Origin of the sequence: Salinicola sp. 4072 (assembly GCF_036663415.1) — a bacterium.
In the GTDB taxonomy this organism is placed as follows: domain Bacteria; phylum Pseudomonadota; class Gammaproteobacteria; order Pseudomonadales; family Halomonadaceae; genus Salinicola; species Salinicola salarius_A.
In genome coordinates this window covers 202546-229344 of sequence record NZ_JAXOVV010000002.1, presented here as the reverse complement: position 1 = coordinate 229344, position 26799 = coordinate 202546, and the positions used below count along the sequence as shown (strand labels likewise).

Annotated in this window: 19 protein-coding genes and 3 tRNA genes; 13 read left to right on the top strand and 9 right to left on the bottom strand. The window is 62.9% G+C overall.

All coding sequences use genetic code 11. The annotated features are described in order from the left end of the window. Positions 1-94 precede the first annotated feature (94 nt). The 5 genes from R3F72_RS03365 to R3F72_RS03345 all read right to left on the bottom strand — a co-directional run bounded on the left by R3F72_RS03365 (position 95) and on the right by R3F72_RS03345 (position 3733). Positions 95-168: transfer RNA gene (locus R3F72_RS03365), tRNA-Cys, on the bottom strand. Positions 169-253: 85 nt separating this feature from the next. Then, positions 254-328: transfer RNA gene (locus tag R3F72_RS03360), tRNA-Gly, on the bottom strand. A gap of 63 nt (positions 329-391) precedes the next feature. Further along, entirely contained in the window at positions 392-940 is a 549-nt protein-coding gene (gene pgsA / locus R3F72_RS03355) for a CDP-diacylglycerol--glycerol-3-phosphate 3-phosphatidyltransferase (RefSeq protein ID WP_303854516.1), read from the bottom strand. A gap of 61 nt (positions 941-1001) precedes the next feature. Beyond that, entirely contained in the window at positions 1002-2843 is a 1842-nt protein-coding gene (gene uvrC / locus R3F72_RS03350) for an excinuclease ABC subunit UvrC (RefSeq protein ID WP_332778911.1), read from the bottom strand. Positions 2844-2923: 80 nt separating this feature from the next. After that, positions 2924-3733: a response regulator gene (locus R3F72_RS03345; protein ID WP_332778910.1), complete on the bottom strand. Its 810-nt coding sequence runs from the start codon at positions 3731-3733 to the stop codon at positions 2924-2926. Positions 3734-3960: 227 nt separating this feature from the next. Here R3F72_RS03345 and R3F72_RS03340 point away from each other — a divergent pair. The 6 genes from R3F72_RS03340 to trpC all read left to right on the top strand — a co-directional run bounded on the left by R3F72_RS03340 (position 3961) and on the right by trpC (position 8422). Next, positions 3961-4036 (top strand) — tRNA-Ala (locus tag R3F72_RS03340). Positions 4037-4404: 368 nt separating this feature from the next. Further along, positions 4405-4692: a hypothetical protein gene (locus R3F72_RS03335; RefSeq protein ID WP_332778909.1), complete on the top strand. Its 288-nt coding sequence runs from the start codon at positions 4405-4407 to the stop codon at positions 4690-4692. 118 nt (positions 4693-4810) lie between these two features. After that, entirely contained in the window at positions 4811-5569 is a 759-nt protein-coding gene (locus tag R3F72_RS03330) for a Crp/Fnr family transcriptional regulator (RefSeq protein ID WP_332778908.1), read from the top strand. 318 nt (positions 5570-5887) lie between these two features. Continuing rightward, positions 5888-6475 (top strand): anthranilate synthase component II, encoded by a 588-nt coding sequence (locus tag R3F72_RS03325; RefSeq protein WP_303855380.1) that lies wholly within the window; start codon positions 5888-5890, stop codon positions 6473-6475. Positions 6476-6511: 36 nt separating this feature from the next. Next, positions 6512-7531, top strand: coding sequence for an anthranilate phosphoribosyltransferase (gene trpD, locus R3F72_RS03320; RefSeq protein WP_332778907.1), 1020 nt, complete (start codon positions 6512-6514; stop codon positions 7529-7531). 78 nt (positions 7532-7609) lie between these two features. After that, positions 7610-8422: an indole-3-glycerol phosphate synthase TrpC gene (gene trpC, locus R3F72_RS03315; protein WP_087718126.1), complete on the top strand. Its 813-nt coding sequence runs from the start codon at positions 7610-7612 to the stop codon at positions 8420-8422. 182 nt (positions 8423-8604) lie between these two features. Here the strand turns inward: trpC and R3F72_RS03310 are convergent, their stop codons facing one another. From R3F72_RS03310 to ydiJ, 3 genes are all read right to left on the bottom strand, one after another. Then, complete coding sequence (locus tag R3F72_RS03310) at positions 8605-10404, bottom strand: cation:proton antiporter (protein ID WP_332778906.1); 1800 nt, start codon at positions 10402-10404, stop codon at positions 8605-8607. Between the two features lie 87 nt (positions 10405-10491). Continuing rightward, positions 10492-10935, bottom strand: coding sequence for a thioredoxin TrxC (trxC, locus tag R3F72_RS03305; protein ID WP_332778905.1), 444 nt, complete (start codon positions 10933-10935; stop codon positions 10492-10494). Between the two features lie 15 nt (positions 10936-10950). Continuing rightward, on the bottom strand, positions 10951-14169 hold the full coding sequence (ydiJ, locus tag R3F72_RS03300) for a D-2-hydroxyglutarate dehydrogenase YdiJ (RefSeq protein ID WP_332778935.1): 3219 nt from the start codon (positions 14167-14169) through the stop codon (positions 10951-10953). Positions 14170-14490: 321 nt separating this feature from the next. Here ydiJ and serS point away from each other — a divergent pair, with 321 nt between their 5' ends. The 5 genes from serS to R3F72_RS03275 all read left to right on the top strand — a co-directional run bounded on the left by serS (position 14491) and on the right by R3F72_RS03275 (position 21016). Beyond that, positions 14491-15768, top strand: a complete 1278-nt coding sequence (gene serS / locus R3F72_RS03295; RefSeq protein WP_332778904.1) for a serine--tRNA ligase — start codon at positions 14491-14493, stop codon at positions 15766-15768. A 568-nt stretch (positions 15769-16336) separates the two neighbouring features. Beyond that, the gene (gene cobA / locus R3F72_RS03290) at positions 16337-17188 is read left to right on the top strand and encodes a uroporphyrinogen-III C-methyltransferase (RefSeq protein WP_303855398.1); all 852 of its coding nucleotides are present in this window, start codon (positions 16337-16339) and stop codon (positions 17186-17188) included. 79 nt (positions 17189-17267) lie between these two features. Next, positions 17268-18197, top strand: a complete 930-nt coding sequence (locus R3F72_RS03285; protein WP_332778902.1) for a 2-hydroxyacid dehydrogenase — start codon at positions 17268-17270, stop codon at positions 18195-18197. Positions 18198-18332: 135 nt separating this feature from the next. After that, positions 18333-20294, top strand: coding sequence for a DUF294 nucleotidyltransferase-like domain-containing protein (locus R3F72_RS03280; RefSeq protein WP_332778901.1), 1962 nt, complete (start codon positions 18333-18335; stop codon positions 20292-20294). After that, on the top strand, positions 20294-21016 hold the full coding sequence (locus R3F72_RS03275) for a 3'-5' exonuclease (RefSeq protein ID WP_332778900.1): 723 nt from the start codon (positions 20294-20296) through the stop codon (positions 21014-21016). The genes R3F72_RS03280 and R3F72_RS03275 overlap by 1 nt, the downstream gene beginning before the upstream one ends. Positions 21017-21113: 97 nt before the next feature. Here the strand turns inward: R3F72_RS03275 and R3F72_RS03270 are convergent, their stop codons facing one another. Beyond that, entirely contained in the window at positions 21114-22745 is a 1632-nt protein-coding gene (locus R3F72_RS03270; RefSeq protein ID WP_087717983.1) for a BCCT family transporter, read from the bottom strand. 422 nt (positions 22746-23167) lie between these two features. On the opposite strand from R3F72_RS03270, the gene R3F72_RS03265 reads away from it, so the two are divergent. Together R3F72_RS03265 and urtA are read left to right on the top strand one after the other, a co-directional pair. Then, entirely contained in the window at positions 23168-24970 is a 1803-nt protein-coding gene (locus R3F72_RS03265; protein WP_332778899.1) for an acyl-CoA dehydrogenase C-terminal domain-containing protein, read from the top strand. Positions 24971-25476: 506 nt separating this feature from the next. Further along, the gene (gene urtA / locus R3F72_RS03260) at positions 25477-26796 is read left to right on the top strand and encodes an urea ABC transporter substrate-binding protein (protein ID WP_332778898.1); all 1320 of its coding nucleotides are present in this window, start codon (positions 25477-25479) and stop codon (positions 26794-26796) included. Positions 26797-26799 lie beyond the last annotated feature (3 nt).

Below are 26799 nucleotides of genomic sequence, written 5' to 3'. Positions count from 1 at the left end.
ACGTCCGGTCAAACTATCCGGTAACCTTTTGAAAGGCAAGGCGCCGGTGACCAAGGAAGCGATCGAACCTGCGTGATTCGATGCTGAGAAGAAGTGGAGGCTGGAGTCGGAATCGAACCGGCGTACACGGAGTTGCAGTCCGCTGCATAACCACTCTGCCATCCAGCCTTTTATCGATTTACCAAGGACTGCCGCTCGGACTGGTCTGGCCAGTAAAACCTGCGTCAATTCAGTAGGATCGAAAATCGTGTTTTGGAGCGGGAAAGGAGATTCGAACTCCCGACCCTCGCCTTGGCAAGGCGATGCTCTACCACTGAGCTATTCCCGCTGAACACGCCGTCGCATTATAAGGATAACTTCGTAAGTGTCAAACGCTTATGGCAATTTTTAGTCACAGCGAGCGAGTCAATTCCGGCCAGGCTGCCTTGAGATACTGGATCATCGACCACAGTGTCAGGCCGGCCGCGGCGTAGAGCAGAACGATGGCGAGATCGGCGATCGGAGAACCGGGAGGAAAGCCCAGCAGCAGCAGCAGGGAGATCATCTGCAACGTCGTCTTGGACTTGCCGATCCAGGAGACGGCAACGCGCTTGCGCTGGCCTATCTCGGCCATCCATTCGCGCAGCGCGGAGATCACGATCTCGCGCCCGATGATGACCAGGGCGGGAAGCGTCAGCCAGATCGCCTCGTAGCGCTCTATCAATAGGGCCAGGGCGACGGCGACCATGACCTTGTCCGCCACGGGATCGAGAAAGGCGCCGAAGGGAGTGCTCTGGTTCCAGCGTCTGGCCAGGTAGCCATCCAGCCAGTCGGTAATCGCGGCCAGCCCGAAAAGCGCTGCGGTCAGCGGAAGGCTCCAGGCGTAGGGGAGATAGAACAGCACCACCATGAGCGGGATGAACACGATTCTTGCCAGAGTGAGCATGTTGGGAATGTTCATCGTGCCGCTAGCGTCCTTACTGGGGGTTGGGAATCGGCCATTTTACGCCTGCTGCTTGCGCTCATCCATGGAGCGCCTGATGAATGGTAGCCGCCATCTGTTCATTGATCCCGGGAACGCGCGAAAGATCGTCTCTGGTTGCCTTGCGCACGCCCTGCAGACCACCGAAGAAGCGTAACAGTTCTCGGCGACGTTTCGGCCCGACGCCGGGTATATCCTGCAGCGAAGACGTTCGACGCTGCTTGTCGCGGCGCTGGCGGTGACCGGTGATCGCGAAGCGATGGGCTTCGTCGCGTATATGCTGGATCAAATGCAGTGCCGGCGAGCTGGTATCGAGATTCAGCGTGCGGTCCACGGTTTCGATGAACAGCGTCTCCAGGCCGGCCTTTCGTGTCGTGCCCTTGGCGACGCCGATCAGCGCCACGCCGACGACTTCCAGCTCGACCAGAACCTCCCGGGCCATGTTCAACTGGCCCTTGCCGCCATCGACGATCAGGATGTCGGGCAGTTTGCCTTCGCCTTTCTGCAGCCGTTTGAAACGGCGGGTCAGCGCCTGTCGCATGGCCGCGTAATCGTCACCGGCGGCCACGCCCTCGATATTGAAGCGCCGATAGTCGGACTTGGCCGGGCCGTTCTGGTCGAACACGACGCAGGAAGCCACTGTTGCTTCGCCATGGCTGTGGCTGATATCGAAACACTCCAGCCGCGCGGGCGCCGTCGGCATGTCCAGGGCTGCTCGCAGAGATTCGAAGCGCTTGCCCAGCTGGCTGCGGTTGGCGAGCTGGGTGGCCAGATGCTGCTCGGCGTTGGTGATCGCCAGTCGACGCCACTGGGCACGATGGCCGCGGACTTGCGACGTCACCCGGACCCGGCGGCCGGCGTGCTCGCTCAATGCCGACTGGAGGAGTTCGCTGTCCGTCATCGGATGCGAAGCGATGATCTCGAGCGGGATCTCCTTGGACTGGCCGAGATAGAACTGGCTGACGAACTCGCTCAGCAGTTCGCTGGCGCCAAGATCCAGACCGTTATCGGGTTGATGGTGCCGCGCGCCCAGCATGCGCCCCTGACGAATGGCCAGTACGCTGATGCACAACCCGCCCGGTTGCTCCGCCAGCGCAAAGACATCGGCGTCGCCATCGGTGTTGTCGACGTACTGCTTCTCCTGCAGTCTCCGCAGTTGCTGAACCTGATCCCGCAGCCGGGCGGCTTCCTCGAAATCGAGGGAATCGCTCGCGCGCTCCATGCTGGCAGTCAACTGCTGCGTGACCTGCTCGCTGCGCCCCTCGAGGCACATCACGGCGTGCTCTACATCCTGGCGGTAGTCGGCTTCGCTGATGTAGTCGACGCAGGGCGCGCTGCAGCGCTTGATCTGGTACTGCAGGCAGGGTCGCTGGCGATGGGCGAACACGCTGTCTTCGCAGTTGCGGATGCGAAAGATCTTCTGCATCAGCGAAAGGCTCTCGCGCACCGCGGTGGAGCTGGGGTAGGGGCCCAGGTAACGGCCGTCGCGACGCTTCTGCCGAACACGCTTGAACTCGAGCGCGGGGTAAGGGTGCCGATCGGTGACGAAGACATAGGGGTACGATTTGTCGTCGCGAAGCAGGATGTTGTAAGGGGGCCGCAACTCCTTGATCAAGGTCTGCTCGAGCAGCAGCGCTTCGGTTTCGCTACGGGTAATCGTGACTTGAATGTCATGAATCCGGGCGACCAGCGCCTGGGTCTTGGCGTTCAGTGCGCCACGGAAGTAGCTGGCCAGTCGTGGCTTGAGTCGCTTGGCCTTGCCGACGTAGAGCACGTTGGCCTGCTCGTCGAGCATGCGGTACACGCCCGGGGACTCCGAGACCGACTTCAGGAAATGCTTGGCGTCGAAGCGCGATGGGGTATCGATCGAGGATTCACTCATCCTCGCAGTATATCAAAAACCCGGGCGGGCACTGCGAGGATCGAACATTTCCACCGAGCCCATCGCGTCATGGCCGAAGTTCAGGTCCGAGGTTCGAGACTGCCCAGTAAACCGTGCCGTAGACCGAGATGAGTCAGCTCGACATCGGACTGTACCTGCAACTTGTCGAAGATTCGGTAGCGGTAGGTATTCACGGTCTTCGGACTGAGCGCGAGCTGCTCCGAAATGCGGCTCACCTTGTAGCAGTGGATGATCATCGTCGCGATCTGCAGTTCCCGGTGCGAGAGCTGGTCGAACGGATTGTGGCGGCCTTCGCTTCGGGCCAGCACGACGCGTTGGGCAATGTCGGCGCTGATGAAGCGCTCGCCATCCGCTATTCGGCGTACCGCGTCGATCATCAGATCCAGCTCGGTCCCCTTGCTGATGAACCCCGCCACGCCGGCATTGATCAGGCGTTGCGCCGTTCCCTCGTCAACCTGTCCCGTCAGCGCAACGATTCGAATGCCGGATGGCGCCTTGAGAAGCTTCAGGATGGTTTCCAGGCCCCCGATTCCCGGCATGCGGATGTCGATCATCGCGATGTCCGGCAAATGATCCCGGCAGCCTTGCCATGCAGCCTCCCCGCTGTCGGCTTCGGCAATGACCTCGATGTCGGGCTCGCTGTCCAATACGCGAGCGATACTCGTGCGCACCAGATGGTGATCGTCGGCTACCAATACCTTGATCAAGATAACTCCTGGATTCCTGCTGTCCTTGAAACCTGCCTGTGGCAAATGTGCAGCAATCGACGCGATGGAGCGCCCTGGGCCTTTATCGGGTCGATACGCGCCGATGTTGGCTTCTTTACGGAAAGCCGATGTTGGCTTTGTTACGAAAAAGAGTATGAGCAAATCGTGAAACCGGCGCCGTTGCCGCGAGTCGTTTCCCGTTCCTCTGTTACGTAGTGTGACATGTTATCGGACCAAATACTTCCTGTTCGATATCGAGATTTGTACTTGGGAAATCGCTCCGATCGGTCTGTTCGACAATGAATTTGCTTATGCGTTGTCTATCAGGGGTTGACCTTGATCTGTCGAGCTTTTATAGTGCGTCGCGTCCTTCGGGGCAGTAATCATTTGGGGCCTTAGCTCAGCTGGGAGAGCGCAACACTGGCAGTGTTGAGGTCAGCGGTTCGATCCCGCTAGGCTCCACCAAGAATTCCTCTCGAATTAGCCGCTTCGAGCTTGATATGCCGAAGCGGCTTTTTCGTATCCGAACATCTGTCCTTGTCATCATTCCATCGAGCCGGAGCATCCGGCTGGAACGCGTTCGAGCGATAGCGCTGGCACTACGCAATGCAGTGGCCTGCCAGGCTCGGTTACGGCGATGAATTAGCCTAATTATCTGCAGGTACTTCTCTCTTTGCCACGTCGAGCGACTCACACAATGCAGTGATTCGCCGCGATGAGCCAGCGGTTGACCTTGAGTAGCCAAGCGCATTGCGAGGGGCCGTATGCAGGAGTTCGTTTTCGACGTCGCGATCAGGCCGGCAGGTTCGTCACGGCAACGTTGGGAGGCTTTGGTGCCGGCCTTGCCCGGCCTGACGGCAGAAGCCTCGACCGATATGAAGGCTTTCGAACGTCTCCAGGACGTGATCATTCCTTTTCTGGCTCAGCGGCTCGCAAAGGGGGAGGGCGTTCCCCTGCAATCCCGAGTCGGCCATTACATGAGCCGCTACGGGCTGGTCTTCTGGCAGTTTCTCTGTATCCGCCTGGGCCCCTTGAGGTCTGGCCAGCTAGCGATCGAACCCATCTTTCCCGATATCGACGAACTGTTGACACGCCTCGACGGAAATGGCGTCGACGAGTAGCCAGCTCCCGAAGCGTGAACCACACTTCATGGACGAGACAGGCGTTTTAATCACATGAACAGAGATACTGAGGCAGCAGCTTCATTTCTTTGACTTTGAGAAGCAAAGGTGCGAATCCATGCTATCAGGCGTTCATTTTACCAATCGTCTTTCTCCCAACGACCTGATGATTCGGAAACTGGAGAGCATCTTCAGGCTTTCCGACGATGAGAAGCAAGTGCTCCAGGACCTGCCGGTGCAAGTGGAGTCGCTCAAGCCCGGGCAGGATATCGTCCGCATCGGCGAGCATGCTTCTCGAAGCTGCCTGCTGCTGGAAGGATTTACCTGTGTCTACAAGCTGACCTCGGACGGTAAGCGCCAGATCATGGCGGTACATGTTCCTGGAGACATGCCGGATCTGCAGAGCCTGCATCTCAAGGTCATGGACATGAGCATCGCATCGATCAGTACCAGCATGGTCGGATTCATCCAGCATAACGCCTTGAAGCAGGCCTGCGAACGTTCTCCCCGTCTTACCGCGGCCTTCTGGCGCGAGACACTGGTCGATGCATCGATATACCGTGACTGGATCCTTAATATCGGGCAGCGGGGCGCCTATCCGCGAGTAGCTCACCTGCTCTGCGAGCTATTGGTACGGCTGAAGGCGGTAGGGTTTGCCGATAATGACTCTTTCCGTCTGCCGATTACGCAGGCCGAACTGGCAGACGCGATAGGTATCACTCCGGTCCATATGAATCGCGTATTCCAGGCGCTGCGCGCGGACGGTCTGATCGAAGCGAAACGAGGGAAGGTGACCATACTGGAGGAGAAGCGCCTGAAAGAGGAGGGGGACTTCGACCCGCTCTATCTTCACCACATCAAGAGCGTCTCGAATTGAACGGCGTTGGCCCGATTCCTTTTGGAAGGCAGGCGATAACGGCGTTGACACCCTGCGTGACGACGCGGCACTATATTTCCCATGATCGCGAACCGAACACGCAAGCATAACCAGTCGTGGTGGCGCCTTTAATTCAAGGGTGGCACGCCTACGTCCGTCAATTGACGTTTGAAAAGAATGCCGCCCACGGGGCGGCATTTTTTGTGTGTTCGTTTCGCTTCGTGAGGTCGGCATAGAGGCAGCGATCGACTTGGGTCGCATTCGGGTGAAATCTCGAGTCAATAGTCGATTTAATCGATATATCAGGAGCTTATTTCCATGTCAGTCCTCATGATCGACAATTATGATAGCTTCACCTTCAACATCGTTCAGTACTTGGGCGAGTTGGGGGCTGATGTCGTCACCGTGCGCAACGACGACGTGGATCTTGCCGAGCTGGAGCGCCACGAACCGACTCACCTGGTGGTCTCGCCCGGGCCGTGCACACCCAACGAAGCGGGTATCTCGATGGAGGCGATTCGCCATTTCGCCGGCAGGATCCCGATATTGGGTGTCTGTCTCGGTCATCAGGCCATCGGTCAGGTCTATGGTGGCGACGTGATCCGCGCGCCACAGGTGATGCACGGCAAGACGTCTCGCATTCGTCACCGCGGTGAAGGGGTTTTCGAAGGGCTCGAGGATCCGCTGGAGGTGACGCGTTACCATTCCCTGGTGGTCGATGCCGAGACACTGCCGGAGAGTCTGGAAGTGACCGCCTGGGTGGATGACGATGATCCGACGCCGGGCCTGATCATGGGGTTGAAGCACAAGACACTGGACATCGAAGGCGTACAATTCCATCCGGAGTCGATTCTCTCTCGCCAGGGGCATGAACTGCTGGCCAATTTCTTGAAACGCCGCGCCTGATCTGACACAGCTGGCCGGGAAGGGCGAGGAACCAACATGCAAATGCGGGATGCGATCGGCGCGGTCATGCGCCGTCAGGATCTCAGTTACGAGGATACCCATGCCGTCATGAAGGCGATCATGACGGGTGAAGCGACCGAGGCCCAGATCGGCGGCTTCCTGATCGGGCTGGCGATGAAGGGGGAGACCGCCGACGAGATCACGGCGGCGGCGCAGGTCATGCGCGAACTGATGCAGCCGGTATCGATCGACTGCGACAACATCGTCGACATCGTCGGCACCGGTGGCGATGGCGCCAACCTTTTCAACGTCTCCACGGCGTCGAGCTTCGTGGTCGCGGCTGCCGGCGGTCACGTCGCCAAGCACGGCAATCGGGGCGTCTCGTCCTCCGCCGGGAGTGCGGATCTGTTCGACGTCGCGGGGATCTATCTCGATCTCGACGCGGCGACCATCGCGCGCTGCATCGAAGAGGTCGGGGTCGGCTTCATGTTCGCGCCGCGCCATCACCAGGCGATGCGCCATGCCATCGGCCCGCGGCGCGAGATGGGGGTTCGCACGGTCTTCAATATCCTTGGCCCGCTGACCAATCCGGCAGGGGCGCCCAACCAGTTGCTGGGCGTCTATGCACCGTATCTCGTGCCGCTGGTGGCAGAGTCGCTGCGCAAGCTGGGCAGCCGGCATGTGCTGGTGGTTCATGCCGAGGATGGCCTGGACGAAATCTCCGTGGCGGCGCCGACGCAGGTGGCCGAGCTTCGCGACGGCGAGATTCGTGAATACACGATCACGCCCGAGGAGCTGGGCATCGAGCGTCAATCCCTCGATCCGCTGAAGGTCGTGACCGCCGAAGACAGTCTCAAGCTGGTCAAGGAGGCGCTGGTCGGCAAGGGTGTGGCTGGCGACATCGTTGCGCTCAACGCCGGGGCGGCGCTGTTCGCTTCCGGTGTGGCGGATTCGCTCAAGGAGGGGGTGCTGATGGCGCAGGACGCCCAGGCCTCCAAGCTGCCGCTGGAAAAGCTCAAGGAGCTTTCCGACTTCACCCGGGTCTTCGCCAACTGACCGCTCGCGACAAAACCGGCGTCTTCGCCGAACCAGCGTCTTTGCTGAATCAGAACCAGCTCAACAGGAATCTCCACGATGACCGATGCCGCCGATAGTGAACTGCCTACCATTCTGGCCAAGATCCTGGCACGCAAGCGCGAGGAGATCGCCGAACGCCGCGCGGTCGCCAGCGAGCAGACCTGGCTGGAGCGGGCAACGGCGCAGGGCGCGCCGCGAGGCTTCGTCTCGGCGCTCAATGCCTGTATCGATGGCGGCGATCCTGCCGTCATCGCCGAGATCAAGAAGGCGTCGCCCTCCAAGGGTGTCATCCGTGAAGACTTCCAGCCCGCCGAGATTGCGGCCGACTACGCCGCGGCCGGTGCCAGCTGTCTTTCGGTGCTGACGGACGCCGACTACTTCCAGGGGCACGAGGATTACCTGATCGCCGCCCGGAACGCCTGCGACCTGCCAGTGATTCGCAAGGACTTCATCATCGACGGCTACCAGGTGGCGGAAGCCAGGGGTATCGGCGCGGACTGCATCCTGCTGATCGTGGCGGCGCTGAGCGACGAGCAGCTCAAGGATCTCTACCAGCAGGCGACGGCACTGGGCATGGACGTGCTGGTCGAGGTGCACGATATCTTCGAACTCGAACGGGCGCTGATGCTCGATCTGCCGCTGGTGGGAATCAACAACCGCGACCTGCGCACGTTCGAGACTTCGCTGGACACGACCTTCGAGCTGCTCAAGCGAATCCCCCAAGGCGTGACGGTCGTCACCGAGTCTGGCATTCATGGCCGGGATGATGTCGAGCGCATGCGCGAATTCGACGTCAATGCCTTTCTGGTCGGCGAGGCTTTCATGCGCGAGCAAGAACCCGGTAGCGCGCTTCGCCGAATGTTCTTTTAGCCCGGACCGCGTCACACGTCCGCGCCGGGCTAACGAACGCACGGCGGCAACGTACGAACCCCGCTTCCCGATCGTCGACTCGGGAAGCGGGGTTCGTCGTTATGTGGCCCGGTCGGAACTCATGATCCAGAGTCCCAAATCCAGAATCCGAAATTCAGAGTCCGAAATTCAGAGCCCGAAATTCAGAACTCGGGCGAATCCGGGAATATCAGGCTGATCAGCGTATCGCCCGCCTTCGGGTTGAGCGGTTTTTCGGCCGTGGCGATACGGATCCGGCCACTGGTCGAGAGCGTGAACAACGTCAGCAGGCGATCGTGATGAATACGCCGATAATCGTCGATATCGAAGTTGTCGCTGATATTGGCGTGGCGAACCACGGCGCCCTGGCCGATCAGACTCGACAGGCGGGTGAATGTCGTATTGCCGTCGAACAGCAGCGGCAGGTGCGCCAGCGCCTGTTGATGGTGACGCCGCGCATTACGGGAGGACTCCACCGCCAGCCGGAAGACCTTGCCGTGGCCGAGGACGTGCTCGAAGTGCAGCGCGGCCAGATTGTTGAGCTCGCGGTAGGGCGACAGCGGCAGCAGGTGGCCGATGCCGGTCAGCCCCAGATGCTGGGCGGCGTGCTCCGACAGCGGGTTGCCGTAGTAGGTCGGGATATTGGTCATCCGCGCTTCCTGGATGGCGTCCCAGTTGTGATCGCACAGCCGCACCGCGAAACCGGCTTCCTGAAGCGCGCTGCCGAATGCCCGCGAGACGGGGTTGGCGCCGATGATCAGGAATCCCGATGCGGTAGGCGCGTTCACCTTCAGCAGCCTCGCCAGCGGGCGCGAAAACAGGCTCTGGACGACGACGGTGCTGATGATCACCAGAAACGTGACCGGCACCAGCAGCTCGGCGCCGGGAACCTCCAGCGCCTCGAGGCGAATCGCGAACAGCGAGGCCACGGCCGCCGCGACGATTCCGCGGGGAGAGAGCCAGGCCAGCAGCGCCTTTTCCCGCCAGTTGAGCGAGCTGCCCCAGGTGCACAGCCACACCGCCAGCGGCCGCGCGACCCACACCAGGATGACCAGAAACGCCCACGCTTCCCACGACAGCAGGCTCAACTGGGCCAGGCTCAGGCGCGCGGCCAGCAGGATGAATAGCCCCGAGATCAGCAGGATCGATAGCGTCTCCTTGAACTCCAGGATCGGCTGGGTCGGTACGCCGCGCATGTTCGCCATCCATACCCCCATGACGGTGACGGTCAGCAGGCCCGACTCGTGGAACAGCAGGTTCGATGCGGTGAACAGCGTCAGCATGATCATCAGAGTGCCGAAGCTGTGCAGCCGTTGGGGCAGCCAGTAGTGACGCAGCACGCTGCCCCATAGATAGCCACCGGCCGTGCCCAGGCCGAAGCCGATCACCGCGGTCTGGGCGAAGCTCAGCAGGGTATGCGCTGCCGCACCGTTGGAGAGCCCCAGGGCGACGAACTCGTAGACCAGTACCGCGCCGATGGCGCCGATCGGATCGATCAGGATGCCTTCCCAGCGCAAGATCTGGCTGACGTGTTCCCGGGCGCGCAGGGTTTGCAGCAGCGGCAATACTACTGTCGGGCCGGTCACCACCAGTAACGCCCCCAGCACGCTGGCCATCTCCCAGGAGAGGCCCAGTACCAGATGCGCGGCGGCGATGGCGATCAGCGCCGTGATCAGCGCGCCCCAGGTCACCAGCCGGCTGACCGTGCGGCCATGGCCGCGAAGCTCGCGGAAATCCAGCGTCAAGGCGCCCTCGAACAGGATCACCGCCACCGCCAGGGAGACCAGCGGGAACAGCAGGTCGCCCAGCACCGCGTCGGGATCGAGGATACCGGTCACCGGGCCAGCGGCGATGCCGGCGATCAGCAGCGGCAGAATGGCGGGCACCCGGAGCTGCCAGGCAAGCCATTGGCAGATCAGCGCCAGCAGGCCGATGCCGGTGAGGGCAAGGGCAGCGTTTTCCATGGCAGTCTCTCCAGGAGGTGGCAAAAGGCGCGCAGACTAGCGGCGGCATTGCATTGATGCAATGCCGAATCGAAGGCAAAGGAGGCTTCAGGGTGTGGCGAGTTGTCGCTGGGTCCAGTTGACGATATCCGCGGAGCCCATGGCACCGGCCTGGCGCGCGATCTCTCGCCCGCCGCGGAACAGGATCAGCGTCGGGATGCTGCGAATACCGAATCGCGAGGCGATATCCGTCGCGGCTTCGGTATCCAGCTTGCCCAGGATGACGTTCGGCGACAACGCCCTGGCGGCTTGGGCGAACCCTGGCGCCATCGCCTTGCAGGGGCCGCACCAGTCGGCCCAGAAGTCGATCAGAATCGGCAGATCGCTACGCGACACGAAACGATCGAAATTGGCCGAATCCAGGGTCAACGGCTCGCCGCTGAACAGGGCGTTATGGCAGCGACCGCAATTGGGAGCGTCCGCCAGACGAGCGCCAGCGACCCGATTGACGGCGTGGCAGTGCGGACAAACGACGTGTTTCGCTTCGGTCATGAGATCGGCTCCTTGTTAACGAAAGCTGGCGGTCGATGAGTATGAGGGAGACGTGGGCGTGCCAGCGATCTTGATCCATTTCAACAGCGCCTGTAACGGGTGCGGCAGTGTCCGATCGGAGAGCCGCTTGACCTGGCTGCGACAGGAGTAGCCCGTGGCGAGCAGGCGACCGGCATTGGCGTCATCTTCCACCGGTTCGCGCCAGGAAAGATCGTAGATTTTTTCCGAGGTGTCGCGGTTGCGCGCTTCGTGCCCGTAGGTGCCGGACATGCCGCAGCAGCCGGTGGCGATCAGATCCAGCTGAAGCCCGAAGTGCGCGAACAGCTGCTGCCAGCCTTTGGGGCTGCCCGGCGCGTTGGTCTTCTCGGTGCAGTGGCTCATCAGGCGATAGCCGGGGTCGGTGCCGGTCGCCTCGTCGCGCCAGCCTCGCGGCAGAATCGATTGCCCCAGCGACAGCAGCCACTCCTGCAGCAGCAGTACCTCCGGCACCGCCTGCGGCCCCAGCGTCTTGACGTATTCCTGACGGTAGGTGAGCGTCATCGCCGGGTCGATGCCCACCAGCGGTACGCCGAAGCGGGAAAGCGTCCGGAGCCTGGCCGCCTGCCTTGCCGCTACTCGCTCGAAGCGACCGAGGAAGCCCTGCACGTGCAGCGGCTTGCCGTTGGGCTGGAACGGCGCCACGAACATCCGGATATCCAGGCGTGCCAGCAACTCGACCACATCCATCACCAGTCGCGACTCGAAGTGGCTGGTAAAGGCATCCTGCACCAGCACCACGCTGCGGCTTTTCTGGGCCTCCGTGAGTCGCCCCAACGTCAGCGGGGTGGCTTCGGCGACGCCCCAGGCGGCGAGCGTTTTCCCGAGACTGGCGCGGGAGAGTTTCGGGCTGTCGACGATGCCGAGACCCTTCGCCAGGAAGCGGTCGACCAGGCGGTTGTCGAGCAGGGCGTTGTAGAGCGGCGTCACCGGTTGAAGATGCGGCACGACGAACTCGAGCCCGCCGATCAGATAATCGCGCAGCGGGCGCGCATAGCGGCTGTGGTAGCTCTCCAGGAAGCGCGAGCGGAAATCCGGCACGTCGACCTTGATCGGACACTGGCCGGCGCAGGACTTGCACGCCAGACACCCGGCCATGGCGTCGTGAACCTCGTGCGAGAAGTCGGCCTCGCCGCGCCGCCGGGCGATCGACCGCCCGATCTTGCCGGGCTGGGCCAGGAGCCAGGCGCCGAGGCCGCCGCGACGTTGGGCTCGGCTCACCTCGATCACGTCGACACCGGCGTTGCCCTGGCGGCGCAGCCATTCGCGCATCAGGCTGGCGCGGCCCTTGGGGGAGTGGATGCGCTCACGTGTCGCCTTCCAGGAAGGACACATGGCATCGGCCGGGTCGTAGTTGTAGCAGGCGCCGTTGCCGTTGCAGTAGACGGCGCTGGCGTTCTCCTGCCAGACCCGCTCATCGATCTGACGATCCAGCTCTCCGCGTGTCGTTACCCCATCGATCGCCAGCAGGCCCGGATCGTGTCCGTCAACGATGCCAGCCTCGCCTTCAGCCAGCGGTGTCGCGATCTTGCCCGGGTTGAACTGGTTGTGCGGGTCGAAGGCGGCCTTCACCCGTTGCAGCGCGGGGTAGAGCTCGCCGAAGAAGCGCGGCGTATATTCGGAGCGCACCCCCTTGCCGTGTTCACCCCACAGCAGCCCGCCGTAGCGCTGGGTCAGCGCCGCCACCTCGTCGGAAATCTCGCGAATCAGGCGCGCCTGCGCCGGATCCTTCATGTCGATGGCGGGGCGCACATGGAGCACGCCGGCGTCGACGTGGCCGAACATGCCGTATTCGAGCCCCCTGACATCCAGCAGCTGGCGAAATTCGGCGATGTAGTCGGCTAATTGCTCCGGCGGCACCGCGGTGTCCTCGACGAACGGGATCGGACGTTTCTCGCCCTTGGCATCGACCTTGGCATTGCCGAGCAGGCCCACCGCACGCTTGCGCATGGCATAGACCCGGGCGATCTGCGGGCGGCCCTCGGCCAGGGTGTAGCCGAGCCGTTCGACGCCGGTATCTGAGCCGAGATGCTCGACGAATGCCTGAACGCGCTCGGCCAGCCGCGCCGGATCGTCGTCGTTGAACTCGACCAGGTTGATACCGCGAATCGGCGTCCCGCGCTCGCCATTGTCATCGGCCACGGCGTTATCGGGCACAGCGTCATCGGCCACGGCGGGGAAGAATTCCGCCACGCTGTCCCAGACGAAATCTTCCATCGCCAGCTGCAGTACCCGGTCGTCGATGGTTTCGATCGAGGTCGGGTTGCCTTCCGCCATCAGCGTCTTGGCATCGCGCAGCGCGTCCATGAAGCCGGTATAGCGCACGTTGACCAGGGTCGAGTGTTTGGGCAGTGGCAACACGTTGAGCGTCGCCTCGTTGAGCAGCGCCAGCGAACCTTCGGCGCCGCACAAGACGCTGTTGAGATCGAAGTGGCCCTGGTCGTCGGTCAGGTGCGCCAGGTCGTAGCCGGTCAGACAGCGGTTGAGCGGCGGGAAGGTCGCCGCGATGCGCTCCCGCTCGGTGGCCGCTATGTCGCTCACCGCGCGGTAGATCTCGCCGATCCGGTCGTCGCGCTCGCAGGCGGCCGCCAGTGCTGTCTCGTCCAGCGGCCGACTCTCGAGCCGCTCGCCGCCGGGCAGCACGACATCGAGCTCGAGCACGTGGTTGCGCGTCTTGCCGTATTCGCAACTGCCCTGGCCGCTGGCATCGGTGGAGATCATGCCGCCGATCGTGGCGCGGTTGGAGGTGGAAAGCTCCGGGGCGAAGAACAGTCCATGGGGCTTGAGCGCGGCGTTGAGCTGATCCTTGACCACGCCGGCCTGAACCCGCACCCGGCGGTTCTCGACGTCGATCTCGAGGATCCGGTTCATGTAACGGGAGACATCCACTACCAGCCCGTCGGTCAGCGACTGGCCGTTGGTGCCGGTGCCGCCGCCGCGCGGGGCGAGCACGATGTCGCGGTGCGCCTCGCGTCCGAGCAGGCGGGCGATCAGTTCGAGATCGGCAGCATCGCGCGGATAGAGCACCGCCATCGGCAGGCGCTGGTAAATGGAGTTGTCCGTCGCCAGCACGGTACGGTTGGCGGCATCGTCACCGATGTCTCCCCGGAAACCCGCATCGGCCAGCTCGGCAAGAAACCGGCGATAGCGCTCGGGCAGGGTGAGATCGGCACTGGCCGGATCTAGGCGTGTAATCATCGTCATGCATCAAGCCATCACGTCGGGCCGGTCGGGCGGCCGTCGCCGGACGGATTCCATCCGGCAGGTTATCGGTTCTTGGCGCCGGAGCGCTCGAGGGCGGATAGTTTAGCGCGCCAAACAGCGCTGTGACACGAATCCCCGGTGGTGCATGGTGCCGGGGTGGGGTTTTCCTTACAATGAGCGCTCTTCGCTGGCCTTTGCTGGTCTTCGCTGACCATAGAATAATCGGCCGGGGCGTCGTGACTCTCATTGGGTTGCGCCGCGTTTTTGGTCGTATCCAGATCAAGATTCTCTGCTTTCAACTAACGGAACTCAGTCATGCTCGATCCGAAGCTGTTGCGTAGCGATCCGCAGTTCGTCGCCCAACGCCTGGCCCTGCGGGGCTTCACTCTCGATACCGAACAGCTCGAGTCGCTCGAGTCCCGGCGTCGCGAGCTGCAGACGCGGACCGAGCAGTTGCAGAACGAGCGTAACGTGCGTTCCAAATCGATTGGCAAGGCGAAGGCCGCCGGGGAAGACATCCAGCCGCTGCTCGCCGAAGTGGGTCAGCTTGGCGATGATCTCGACCGTGCCAAGCGCGAACTGGGCGAAGTGCAGCAGGCCTGGGACGATCTGGTGGCCGGGCTGCCCAACCTGCCTCATGAAGACGTTCCCGAGGGAGCCGACGAGAGCGACAATGTCGAGCTGCATCGCTGGGGAACGCCACGCGAATTCGACTTCGAGGTTCGCGACCATGTCGACCTGGGGGCCCGGTTCGGCTATCTCGATTTCGAGATGGCAACCAAGCTGACCGGCTCGCGTTTCGCCGTGATGCGGGGGCCGATCGCTCGCCTGCACCGTGCGCTGGCCCAGTTCATGCTCGACAAGCAGACCCAGGATCACGGCTACGAAGAGTGCTACGTGCCTTACATGGTCAACGCCGAGACGTTGACGGGCACCGGCCAGTTGCCCAAGTTCGGCGAGGATCTTTTCAAGCTCGCCGACAGCGACTACTACCTGATCCCGACGGCCGAAGTCCCGCTGACCAATTTCGTGCGCGACGAGATCCTCGATCATGCGTCGTTGCCATTGAAACTGACCGCGCATACCCCGTGCTTCCGCAGCGAGGCCGGCGCCTACGGTCGCGATACCCGCGGCATGATTCGCCAGCACCAGTTCGACAAGGTCGAGATGGTGCAGGTGGTCGACCCGGCGACCAGCTACGAGGCGCTGGAGGCGATGCGCGGCCACGCCGAGGCGATTCTGCAGGCACTGGAACTGCCGTATCGCGTGGTCACGCTGTGCACCGGCGACATGGGCGCCAGTGCCACCAAGACCTACGATCTGGAAGTGTGGCTGCCGAGCCAGGCGACCTACCGGGAGATCTCCTCCGTTTCCAACTGCGAGGATTTCCAGGCGCGGCGGATGCAGGCGCGTTTCCGCAGCCCGGATCAGAAGAAGCCGCAACTGGTACACACCCTGAATGGCTCGGGCCTGGCGGTGGGGCGCTGTCTGCTGGCGGTGCTGGAAAACTATCAGAACGCCGACGGCGGCATCGACGTACCCGCGGCGCTGGCGCCGTACATGGGCGGGGTCACTCGCTTCAACGCCGACTGATTTCCGTCGCAGGCGATCCCTCATGCCATTTGGCTATGAGGGATCGTTTGGTTATAACTCTACAAAAAACCGTTACTTCGTCGTGCGAATGCCAAGCCTTACACTCCGCCCACCAGGGTGGCGTTGCCGGCTATGCTTCAGCCCTGTGCTTCAGTCGCGCGTTCTTCGACCGGATACGCTTCAGCCCGGCGCGCCACGTTCTTCTTTCCGACCAGCGGCCCGACTCGTGACCGACTCGCTCACTCTTCAATACGACCCTGCCTGTCTCGATGTGCATCTCATCGGTGGCGGTAGCGAAGCGCTGACACTGGCGCATCGTATCGCCGGGCTGGTGCCGGCGGTGACCGTGCACGCCACTTCGGCGATGCCGGCCTTGGCGCACCTGTGCCAGGCGCAAGGATGGAAGATGGACGACGCGGAACCGGTGCCCGCGGCCGGTCAGCTATGGCTGGTCGCCAGTGGTGACGGCGAGCGCGATCGCCGAATGGTGACGCTGGCCCGCCAGGCAGGCGTGGCCGTTTTCGTGCCGTCGCATCCGGCGCTATGCAGCGTCCGGCTGCCGCCGAGAGTGACCGTTCAGGACGCGGCGGCACCTTCCGGCACGCACTGGCAGCGGGGACATGTCTCGTTGGTCGGCGCCGGGCCGGGCGATCCGGAACTGCTGACGCTGAAGGCGCTCAAGCAGTTGCAGCGCGCGGATGTGCTGATTCACGATCGGCTGGTCAGTCAGGAAATCCTGGCGCTGGCTAATCCCGAGGCCAAACGCTTCTATGTCGGCAAGGCGCGCTCCCGGCACAGCGTGCCGCAGGAGGGGATCAATCAGGCGCTGGTCGATTGGGCGAAAGCGGGTAACCGGGTGGTTCGTTTGAAGGGGGGCGATCCGTTCATCTTCGGTCGCGGTGGCGAAGAGCTCGAGACGCTGGTCGAAGCCGGCGTCGATTTCGACGTGGTACCGGGGATCACCGCGGCGTCCGGTTGCGCGGCCTACGCCGGGATACCGTTGACCCATCGCGATCACGCCCAGTCGGTGAGCTTCGTCACCGGTCATCTCAAGAACGGCAGCTGCGACCTCGACTGGCCGGCACTGGCCCGCGGCGGCCAGACGCTGGTCTTCTACATGGGGCTGGGAGCGCTGGATCTCATTCGCGAGCGGCTGGTGGCGCACGGGCTCGATGCCGCCACGCCGATGGCGCTGGTCGAGCAGGGCACGACGGCCAATCAGCGTGTGCATCTGGGCACGCTCCAGCGCTTGCCCTCGAACCTCGACCAGTATCAGCCACGGCCGCCGACATTGATCGTTATCGGCAGCGTGGTTGAATTGGCGGCTCGTTTCGACTGGTTCCAGCCGAGCGACAGCGGCAGTCTCGGCTGGATCGAAGGCAAGCATCCCACGCCGTTGTCGAAGGCCGATAGCGCCTGACGAGCGCTGGCCCTGCCATTTACTCCGAACCCGTTACCCGGCATGGTATTTTTCTCCGATTCACGATGAGAGGGTGCCCGTGCGCGTACTATTTGCAGCCGAGGAGGATGCCTGGGGCGGCATTCTCGCCAAGTTCCGGCAGGCCCTGCCCGATGTCGAGTTCGTGGCGGCCGGCGGATACGAGTTGAAGACCCTGGCGGGTTTCGATGCGCTGATTCCGACCATGAGCCGCGTGGATGCGCCGCTGCTGGCGACGGCCGACCGCCTCAAGCTGATACAGCAGATCGGTGCCGGACTGGAGGGCGTGGACCGGCAGGCGGCCGAGGCGCGGGGCATCGAGGTCGCCAATGTGCCGACGGATATCTCGGGCAACGCCGATTCCGTGGCGGAGCTGGGCATCTGGATGATGCTGGGGCTGGCCCGACAGGCGAAGCGAATTCCCGAGTTTCTGGCCGACCGCCAATTGGGCGGGCCGATCGGGATGGGGCTCAAGGGCAAGACAGCGGGAATCGTGGGGCTGGGCGGTTTGGGCCAGGCGCTGGCCAGGCGACTGCACGCTTTCGACATGACCCTGCTGGGGATCAAGCGCCACGCCGATCCCGCTGTCGCCGAACGGCACGGTCTTGCCTGGTTGGGCACGCTGGAAGAACTGCCGACGCTGCTGGCGCGCGCGGATTTTGTCGTCTTGACACTGCCGGATACCCCGCAAACCCATCACCTGATCGATGCGACTTCCTTGGCGACCTTCAAGCCGGGCAGCTTTCTGATCAACCTGGGGCGCGGCGGGCTGGTCGAGCGGGACGCGCTGTTGCAGGCGCTGCGTTCGGGCCGGCTGGGTGGCGCCGGGCTCGACGTGTTCTGGGAAGAGCCGGCCGATCCCGCGGACCCGATATTCGCCCAGAACGTGATCGCGACGCCGCATGTCGGCGGCATGACCGATGTCTCGACCCAGGGGATCTTCGAAATCGCCTGCGATCGGCTGCGTAGGCTCGCGCGCGAGTGTGGCTGACCGGTTCTTGGCGCCCGTCATGCCGATAGCGATTTCGGCGGTTTTCGCCGGGGTATCAAGCGGATAGAAGACAAGCCGTCGTTGACGCCATCTCCCGGCCCTTCGACAATAAGCCTTCGCGACGGGGAGGGACGCATGAACGTTGAGCAGCTGGATATCCGAGGTCATATGGCGCAGTTCGCGCCGTTCGATAATCTCCCCGATGCGTTGCTCGATCGCATTGCCGGCGAGGTCGAGATTCGCTACTTCCAGGCCGGCAGCGAGCTGCTGGTCAAGGATCAGCCGATCGAATCCCTGTGGTACATCCGCAGCGGCGCGGTCGAGATGTATCAGCGCAGTGGTCGGCTGTTCAACCGCCTGAGCGAGGGCGATATCTTCGGCTATGCGGACCTGCTGCGCAGCAATCGCCGGGTGCGCTATCCGGTCAGCGCGATCGAGGACACGCTGATCTATTTCATCCCCGGCGATGTCTTCGAAGCAGTCTGCGAGGAAGACGACGACTTCTCCGAATTCGTGGAGACCGGCGGCCAGCGACTCAAGGTGACGGTCGAACAGCAGCGCGACGACAGCGGCCTGATGACCACGCGAGTGCGCAAGCTGATCACGCGCCAGCCGGAAATGGTCGAGGCCAGCACTTCGCTGCAGCAGGCTGCGCAGCAGATGCGCGACGCCAACGCGACCTGCGTGCTGGTGGTGGATGTCACCGAGACGCAGTCCGCCTATACGTTCACCGGGCGGGACGGCCGATACTGGCAGCTCAACGGCATTCTCACCGATCGCGATTTCTGCACCCGCGTGCTGGCGGAGGGCAAGTCGCCCGACACGGCGGTGGGCGAGGTGATGTCGCGGAAGTTGATCGTGACCCAGTCCGATGAATCGGTCTACGAAGCGATGCTGAGCATGCTGCGCAACCAGGTTCACCATCTGCCGGTGCTGCATCGTCGCCAGCCGGTCGGCGTGCTGCATCTCTCCGATATCGTGCGTCACGAGACCCACAGCAGCCTGTTTCTGGTCAACAACATCTTCGTTCAGAACACGCCGGAACAGCTCGCCAGACTGTCCCCCGAGGTTCGCACGGGGTTCGTGCGCATGGTCGCCGACGGTGCCAATTCGGAGATGGTCTGCCGGGCGCTGGCAACGATCGGCCGGGCGTTCACACAGCGTCTGCTCGAGCTGGCGGAAGCCGAACTGGGGCCGGCGCCGGTTCCCTACTGCTTCATGGTGCTGGGCTCGATGGCGCGGGAAGAGCCGACCATCAACGCCGATCAGGACAACGCGCTGGTGCTCGACGACAGCTACGATCCGGCACAGCACGAAGCCTATTTCGAAGCCCTGGCCAAGTTCGTCTGTGATGGCCTTGCCGCCTGCGGTTACGCCTATTGCAAGGGCGACGTGATGGCGACCAACCCGCGCTGGCGGCAGCCGCTGGCGGTCTGGAAGCGCTATTTCACCGAGTGGATGGACGAACCCAACGGCGAACGGCTGCTGCACAGCTCCATCTTCTTCGATCTGGCCCCGGTGCATGGCGAGGCGCCCATGGTCGAGTCGCTGCAGGATCTGATCGCCGAACTGGCGCCGCAGCGCCCTGTCTTTCTCGCGGCGCTGGCGCGCAACGCCAAGAACCGGACGCCGCCGCTGGGCTTCTTCCGCAAGTTCGTCATGGAGCAGGATGGCGAGCACCGCAAGTCGATCAATCTCAAGCGCCGTGGCACCGCGCCGTTGACGGATCTGGTGCGCGTCCATGCGCTGGCCTGCGGCTCGAAAGCCCAGAACAGCTTCGCCCGTCTCGACGATATCGCCCAGACGAAGCTGTTGGCGGACGGCGTCACCGAGCGCCTTCGCTACGCCTTCGAATTCATGTCGATGGTGCGCATTCGCCATCAGGCCGACGCGATCGAGCAGGGCGCCGAGCCCGACAACAGCATCGATCCCGAAAACATCGACAGCCGTGAGCGTCACCATCTCAAGGATGCCTTCGAAGCGATCAGCAACGCCCAGAAGTTTCTCTCCTTTCGCTACACCATGCCGTCCAGGCAGGGGGCGTCGAAGGGTGCTGCCCAGCCGGGCGGCAATGCCTCGTCCCGGAGTCGTCGCTGATGCCGCGCCTGAGCTCGAAAGGAAGCACTCGGCCGAACTGGCCCGACTACATGGCAGCCCGCGCGCAACAGACCCAGGTGCCGCGGCTGGCCAGCTTCTTCGCGCAGGGTACGCTGGACCCCGACATGCCGATCGGCGAGGCGCCGCTGGTGGCCATGGATTTCGAGACCACCGGCCTGGACGGCAGTCGTCACGACATCGTCAGCGTCGGCGTGATTCCGTTCACCCTGTCGCGAATCCGCCCCGCGGACGGCCGCTACTGGGTGCTGTCGCCCCGGCGCCAGTTGAGCGATGAATCGGTCGCCTTTCATCACATCACCCATGCAGAAGTGGCGGATGCTCCTGATTTTGCATCGATCATCGACGAGCTGCTGACGGTGCTCGCCGGTCGGCTGGCCGTGGTGCACTATCGTCAGTTGGAGCGGACTTTCCTGGATGCCGCGATTCGCGAGCGTCTGGGCGATGGTCTGCTGATGCCGATGATCGACACCATGTCACTGGAAGCGCGGATCCATCGCCAGCCCTGGTGGGCCAGGCTGCGGCGCTGGGCGGGGCGGCCCATGGCCTCGATTCGCCTCCACGAGAGTCGCCAGCGCTACCATCTTCCCGCTTATACCGGCCATCACGCCCTGGTCGACTCACTGGCTACGGCAGAACTGCTGCAGGCCCAGATTCTCTATCACTACGATTGGAACACGCCGGTCAGCGCGCTGTGGCGGTAAGCCGGCACGAGCCGGGAAGGGAATATCGAGGACTTCAACGAAAAGCGGGCGGCTCCATGAGCCGCCCGCTTTTTTGGATCCACCGTCTACGATGCCATCAGCCGCGGGGTTCGGAACGCAGCCCCTGGATGATCGCATAGCACGCGGCCAGCAGGACGATGGTGAACGGCAGGCCAGTAGCGATCACTGCGGCCTGCAGTGCCGTCAATCCACCGCCCAGCAGTAGCGCGATGGCAATGGCACCTTCGATCAAGGCCCAGAACACGCGCTGCGGCTTCGGTGCGTCGACCTTACCGCCAGCGGTGATCGAGTCGATGACCAGCGAGCCGGAGTCGGAAGAGGTGATGAAGAACACCATGACCAGAATGATGCCAACGAACGAGGTGATCGTCGTCAGCGGCAACTGGCCCAGCATGGTGAACAGCTGCAGCTCCAGCGCGGCATTCTTGACGCCTTCGAAGCCTTGGTTGGCAAGCTGGTCGATCGCAGTGTCACCGAAGGCCGTCATCCACAGAACGGAAACGACGGTGGGCACCAGCAGCACGGCGATCAGGAACTCGCGCACCGTACGACCCCGGCTGACGCGGGCGATGAACATGCCCACGAACGGTGACCAGGAGATCCACCAGGCCCAGTAGAAGGCGGTCCAGCCATGGACGAAGTTGGTATCGTCACGACCGAACGGGTTGGAGAGCGCCGGCAGGTTCGCGAGGTAGGAGCCCATGTTCTCGATGAAGCCGGTAGCGATCAGCAGCGTCGGGCCGACGATGATCACGAACAGCAGCAGCAGGAAGGCCAGGCCCATGTTGATCTGCGACAGACGCTGAACGCCCTTGTCGACACCCAGCATGACCGACATCAGCGCAACCAGCGTGATACCGATGATCAGCAGCACCATGGTCACGTCGGTATTGGGAATACCGAACAGGTAGTTGAGGCCGGCAGAGGCCTGGGAAGCACCGAGACCCAGAGAGGTCGCCAGGCCGAACAGCGTGGCGAACACGGCCAGGATATCGATGACGTGGCCCGGCCAGCCCCAGATCCGCTCACCCAGAATCGGGTAGAAGATCGAGCGCATGGTCAGCGGCAGGCCCTTGTTGAAGGAAAAGAGTGCCAGCGACAGCGCGACGACCGCGTAGATACCCCACGGGTGCAGACCCCAGTGGAAGATGGTGGCAGCCATGGCCAGGGATTGCGCGGCGGCCTGGTCGCCTTCGGCACCCCCCAGCGGCGCCCAGGAATCACCGGAAATGGACGTGCCGAAGTGCGTGATCGGTTCGGAGACGCCGTAGAACATCAGCCCGATACCCATGCCCGCTGCGAACAGCATGGCAAACCAGCCGGCGTAGCTGAAATCCGGTTTGGCATGCAGGCCACCGATTCTCACCTTGCCCAGCGGCGTGAAGATCAGCACGACGGAAACCAGCACGAAAATATTGGCGGCGAACAAGAACAGCCAGCTCAGGTTGTCGGTCAGAAAGCCTTTCGCTCCGTTGAACAGCGGACCCATCTGGTCCGGCAGCGCCAACGTGATGATGACGAAAAACAGAATCAGCAGCGACGAGATCGAGAAGACCTTGCCATGCAGATCGACATTGAAACCAAACTTGTTGGTCTGGATATTGTCCTGGCCAATCACATAATCGGTATCGATGAGATTGGCGGGACCCTCGGGTGCCGGTATGCCTTCCTGCGGCGCATCCGGCTGATTGTCGGCGTCTTGAGCCACTAGCCGTCTCCATTCTTTGATGAGTCTATTCCAAGTCGCAATCGCACGGCGAATGGCGACGATTCCCTTGCGCTCCCTTGCGTCGTTCGGGCGTCGTGCCAGAGAGCGCTCGGCCTGTGGGGGAGAGCACTCAGTCTGGCGTATCCGCGGGAACACGCAAGTTGCCAATTATCCTGAATCAAGTCGGTCGTTCCAACCGTCCCGAAGGAATCTTCGCGCTTACTGCCGCTGATACGGTGAAAAACGTCGCCAATGGTAGCGTTCGGCACGGGAGGGAAACCGGATGCGGTGAGAGAAGCCGGTGAGCGCAGGCACTTTTCAGGCAAAGCCTAGACCAAGGTCAGAGTGAAGGCCGCCGCTCTTCTCACCTATAGTCATGGCCATATTGAAACGAATGTTTGAAGCCCGCCGGGAGAGTTCCAATGGCCGATTATCGTGCACCGCTCGAAGACATGAGTTTCGTTCGCGACGAAGTGTTCCATGCCGAGCAGACGTGGCAGTCGATGCCGCCGACCGCCGAACTCAACGCCGAGCTCGCCGATGCCATTCTCGAAGAGGCCGGGCGTCTCGTCGAGGCCGAACTGTTTCCGCTCAACCAGCGCGGAGACGCCGAAGGGTGCCGTTTCGAAGGCGGCGAGGTACGGACGCCGGCCGGATTCAAGCAGGCGTTTCTCGAACTGGCCCGAGGTGGCTGGTGCGGGCTGGGAGGCAATCCCGACCATGGCGGGCAGGGTCTGCCGAAGCTGCTGACTCAGGCCTTCGACGAAATGCTCTATGCCAGCAACGCGAGCTTCGCCCTCTATATGACGCTCAACAACGGTGCCGGGCTGCTGCTCGATGCCTACGCCGACGAGGCCACCAAGGCGCTCTATCTGCCGCGGCTCTACGCCGGCGAGTGGCTGGGCACCATGTGCCTGACCGAGCCGCACTGTGGCACCGACCTGGGGCTGATCAAGACCCGCGCCGTGCCCGATGGCAGCGGCGGCTACGCCATTACCGGCAGCAAGATCTGGATCACCGGCGGCGAGCACGATCTGACCGAGAACATCGCCCATCTGGTGCTGGCCAAACTGCCGGAGGCGCCCGCAGGCGCCAAGGGCATCTCGCTGTTTCTGGTGCCCAAGCGACAGGTGCTGGAGGACGGCTCGCTCGGCGAGCCCAACGGGGTGGTTTGTGGCGGCCTCGAACACAAGATGGGCATCAAGGGCAGCGCCACCTGTGTCATGCACTTCGAAGCGGCCAGCGGCATTCTGATCGGCGAGCCGCACCAGGGGCTGGCGACGATGTTCACCATGATGAACTATGAGCGGCTTTCGATCGGCCTCCAGGGGCTGGGATTGGGCGAGGTGGCCTATCAGGGCGCGATGGCGTTCGCCCGCGAGCGGCGCCAGAGCCGGGCGCCCGGCAGCGCTGCCGAACCGGATCAGGCGGCCGATCCGATTCTCGTCCATCCCGACGTGCGCCGCATGGCGCTCGACGCCCGCGCCTGGAACGAAGGGGGGCGACTGTTCGCGGCGTTCGTGGCAAGCGAGCTCGACCGTGCCAAGTACCATCCCGATGACGAGGTGCGTGAAGCATCGGCGGATCTGGTCGCGTTATTGACCCCGGTAGCCAAGGCGTTCCTGACCGATCGCGGCTTCGCGGCCACGGTGGAGGCGCAGCAGCTCTATGGCGGCAATGGCTACTGCGTCGAATGGGGCGCGGAACAGTACGTGCGCGATGCCCGGATCGCGATGATCTACGAAGGCACCAACGGCATCCAGGCGATGGATCTGGTCGGGCGCAAGTTGACGCGCAATCAAGGGGCATACGTGAAGCGTCTCGCCGAGCGGGTGCGGGAAGATCTCGGCGGCGGCGAGGATATCGAGGCGTCGCCGCTACGACCGTTCCGGGAGGCGGCGGTGCGTGAACTGGAAAGGCTCGAGCGGGTCAGCGCCGCGCTGATCGAGGCCGCCGGGAAGGATCCGGCTGCCGCGGGCGCGGCGGCCCACGATTATCTGCATCTGCTGGGCCATGCCCTCTATGCCTGGATGTGGTTCAAGGCCGCCCACGCGGCGCATCGCGGTCTGTCCGGAAACGGCCCGGCCGGGAAAGACTTCTATCAGGCGAAGCTGATCGTGGGGCGGCACTTCCTGGAGCGCCAGTTGCCGCGGAACGAGTCGCTGGAGCGCCAGATCGCTGCCGGCCCGGAAGGGCTGATGGCACTGGATCGGCATCTGTTCTAGTTCTGTCTCTGCCGGCTGTTCCGGCCCCGTCGACCCCGGCCTCGTCGACCCCGGCCTCGTCGCTCCCGGCCCCGTCGATTCCGGCCCATCGACCCTGGCATGCGGCGCGCATCGAGCGCCGCCGCTTCGTGTCTCATCGCCGTATCGGTTCGAGGACTTTTCGAGCCGACCTCGGCGGCCTGCCAATGTCCCCATGCACTCTCATGAAGCGCCAATCGTAATGGCGCTATCTTTTTGCTCGAAAAGGGTGCAATGACTGTGCAGCTTCGGCAGTGAATGCACCATTAACGACAATTTTGCGGTGCCCAAGGGATTTCGTTTGCACCAATTTCTGGCTCGTTGACGGAATTTACCGTGCTTTTCGCTCTTTTTTGTATGCGAGAATCACGAGGGCGGCGATCAAGGCACGAAAAATGCATAAGGTTCTTCGATCGATAGTCGCGTCTGGTGCGCGGATATTTACGATCATCAGGCCGATCACCAAGGGTCATGACCAGGAGAACCCAATGACAACAACCTCCCTTCGCAAGTTGATTGCCGGTTCCAGCATCGCGCTGGGGCTGACCGGTTTCGGTAGTGCTGCCATTGCCCAGGAACAGACGCAGGACGATGGCCCGATTCGTGTCGGCATTCTGCATTCGCTCTCCGGCACCATGGCCATCAGCGAGTCGACGCTCAAGGACGAAATGCTGATGCTGATCGACAAGCAGAACGACGCTGGCGGTCTGCTCGGTCGCCAGCTCGAGCCGGTGGTGATGGACCCGGCATCGGACTGGTCGCTCTACGCCGAACAGGCTCGCGACATGCTGACCGGCGACGATCGCGTCGACGTCATCTTCGGCAACTGGACCTCCGCATCCCGCAAGGCGGTGCTGCCGGTGGTGGAGGAGCTCAACGGGCTGCTGTTCTACCCGGTGCAGTACGAAGGCGAGGAGTCATCGGAGAATATCTTCTACACCGGCGCCGCGCCCAATCAGCAGGCGATCCCGGCCGTCGACTACCTGATGAGCCAGGGCGTCGAGCGCTGGGCGCTGCTGGGCACCGACTACGTCTACCCGCGCACCACCAACAAGATCCTCGAAGCCTATCTCAAGGCGAACGGCGTCGCCGGCGACGACATCATGATCAACTACACGCCGTTCGGTTTCAGCGACTGGCAGTCGATCGTCTCGCAGGTCAAGGATTTCGGCAGCCAGGGCAAGAAGACCGCCGTCGTCTCGACCATCAACGGCGATGCCAACGTACCGTTCTACAACGAACTCGCCAACCAGGGCATCTCCGCGGGCGACATTCCCGTCGTCGCGTTCTCGGTGGGCGAGCAGGAGCTGACCGGTATCGATACCGCACCGCTGGTCGGTCACATGGCAGCGTGGAACTATTTCATGAGCGTCGACAGCGACGCCAACTATGACTTCATCGACGACTGGGTCGCCTACACCGGCAATGACGAGGCGGTGACCAACGATCCGATGGAGGCGCATTACATCGGCTTCAACATGTGGACCCAGGCAGTCGAGAAGGCCGGGACCACCGATGTCGACGCGGTCAAGGATTCGATCATCGGCGTGACCGTGCCCAACCTCTCGGGTGGTGCTTCGACCATGATGCCCAACCACCACATCACCAAGCCGGTGATGATCGGCGAGATCCAGGACGACGGGCAGTTCAGCGTGGTCTGGCAGACCCCGACGACCGTCGCCGGCGATGCCTGGTCGGATTACCTGCCGGAGTCGAAGAACCTGATCAGCGACTGGAGAGCACCGCTGCGCTGCGGCAAGCTCGACGTCGAATCGATGACCTGCGAAGACGGCCCGGGCGCCGAATGAAGC

Coding starts and splice junctions, on each gene's coding strand:
- urtA (WP_332778898.1), top strand. CDS start 25,477: ATGACAACAACCTCCCTTCGCAAGTTGATTGCCGGTTCCAGCATCGCG.
- trpC (WP_087718126.1), top strand. CDS start 7,610: ATGACCGATGCCGCCGATAGTGAACTGCCTACCATTCTGGCCAAGATC.
- R3F72_RS03265 (WP_332778899.1), top strand. CDS start 23,168: ATGGCCGATTATCGTGCACCGCTCGAAGACATGAGTTTCGTTCGCGAC.
- trpD (WP_332778907.1), top strand. CDS start 6,512: ATGCAAATGCGGGATGCGATCGGCGCGGTCATGCGCCGTCAGGATCTC.
- ydiJ (WP_332778935.1), bottom strand. CDS start 14,169: ATGATTACACGCCTAGATCCGGCCAGTGCCGATCTCACCCTGCCCGAG.
- R3F72_RS03310 (WP_332778906.1), bottom strand. CDS start 10,404: ATGGAAAACGCTGCCCTTGCCCTCACCGGCATCGGCCTGCTGGCGCTG.
- R3F72_RS03275 (WP_332778900.1), top strand. CDS start 20,294: ATGCCGCGCCTGAGCTCGAAAGGAAGCACTCGGCCGAACTGGCCCGAC.
- trxC (WP_332778905.1), bottom strand. CDS start 10,935: ATGACCGAAGCGAAACACGTCGTTTGTCCGCACTGCCACGCCGTCAAT.
- R3F72_RS03330 (WP_332778908.1), top strand. CDS start 4,811: ATGCTATCAGGCGTTCATTTTACCAATCGTCTTTCTCCCAACGACCTG.
- uvrC (WP_332778911.1), bottom strand. CDS start 2,843: ATGAGTGAATCCTCGATCGATACCCCATCGCGCTTCGACGCCAAGCAT.
- R3F72_RS03280 (WP_332778901.1), top strand. CDS start 18,333: ATGAACGTTGAGCAGCTGGATATCCGAGGTCATATGGCGCAGTTCGCG.
- R3F72_RS03325 (WP_303855380.1), top strand. CDS start 5,888: ATGTCAGTCCTCATGATCGACAATTATGATAGCTTCACCTTCAACATC.
- serS (WP_332778904.1), top strand. CDS start 14,491: ATGCTCGATCCGAAGCTGTTGCGTAGCGATCCGCAGTTCGTCGCCCAA.
- pgsA (WP_303854516.1), bottom strand. CDS start 940: ATGAACATTCCCAACATGCTCACTCTGGCAAGAATCGTGTTCATCCCG.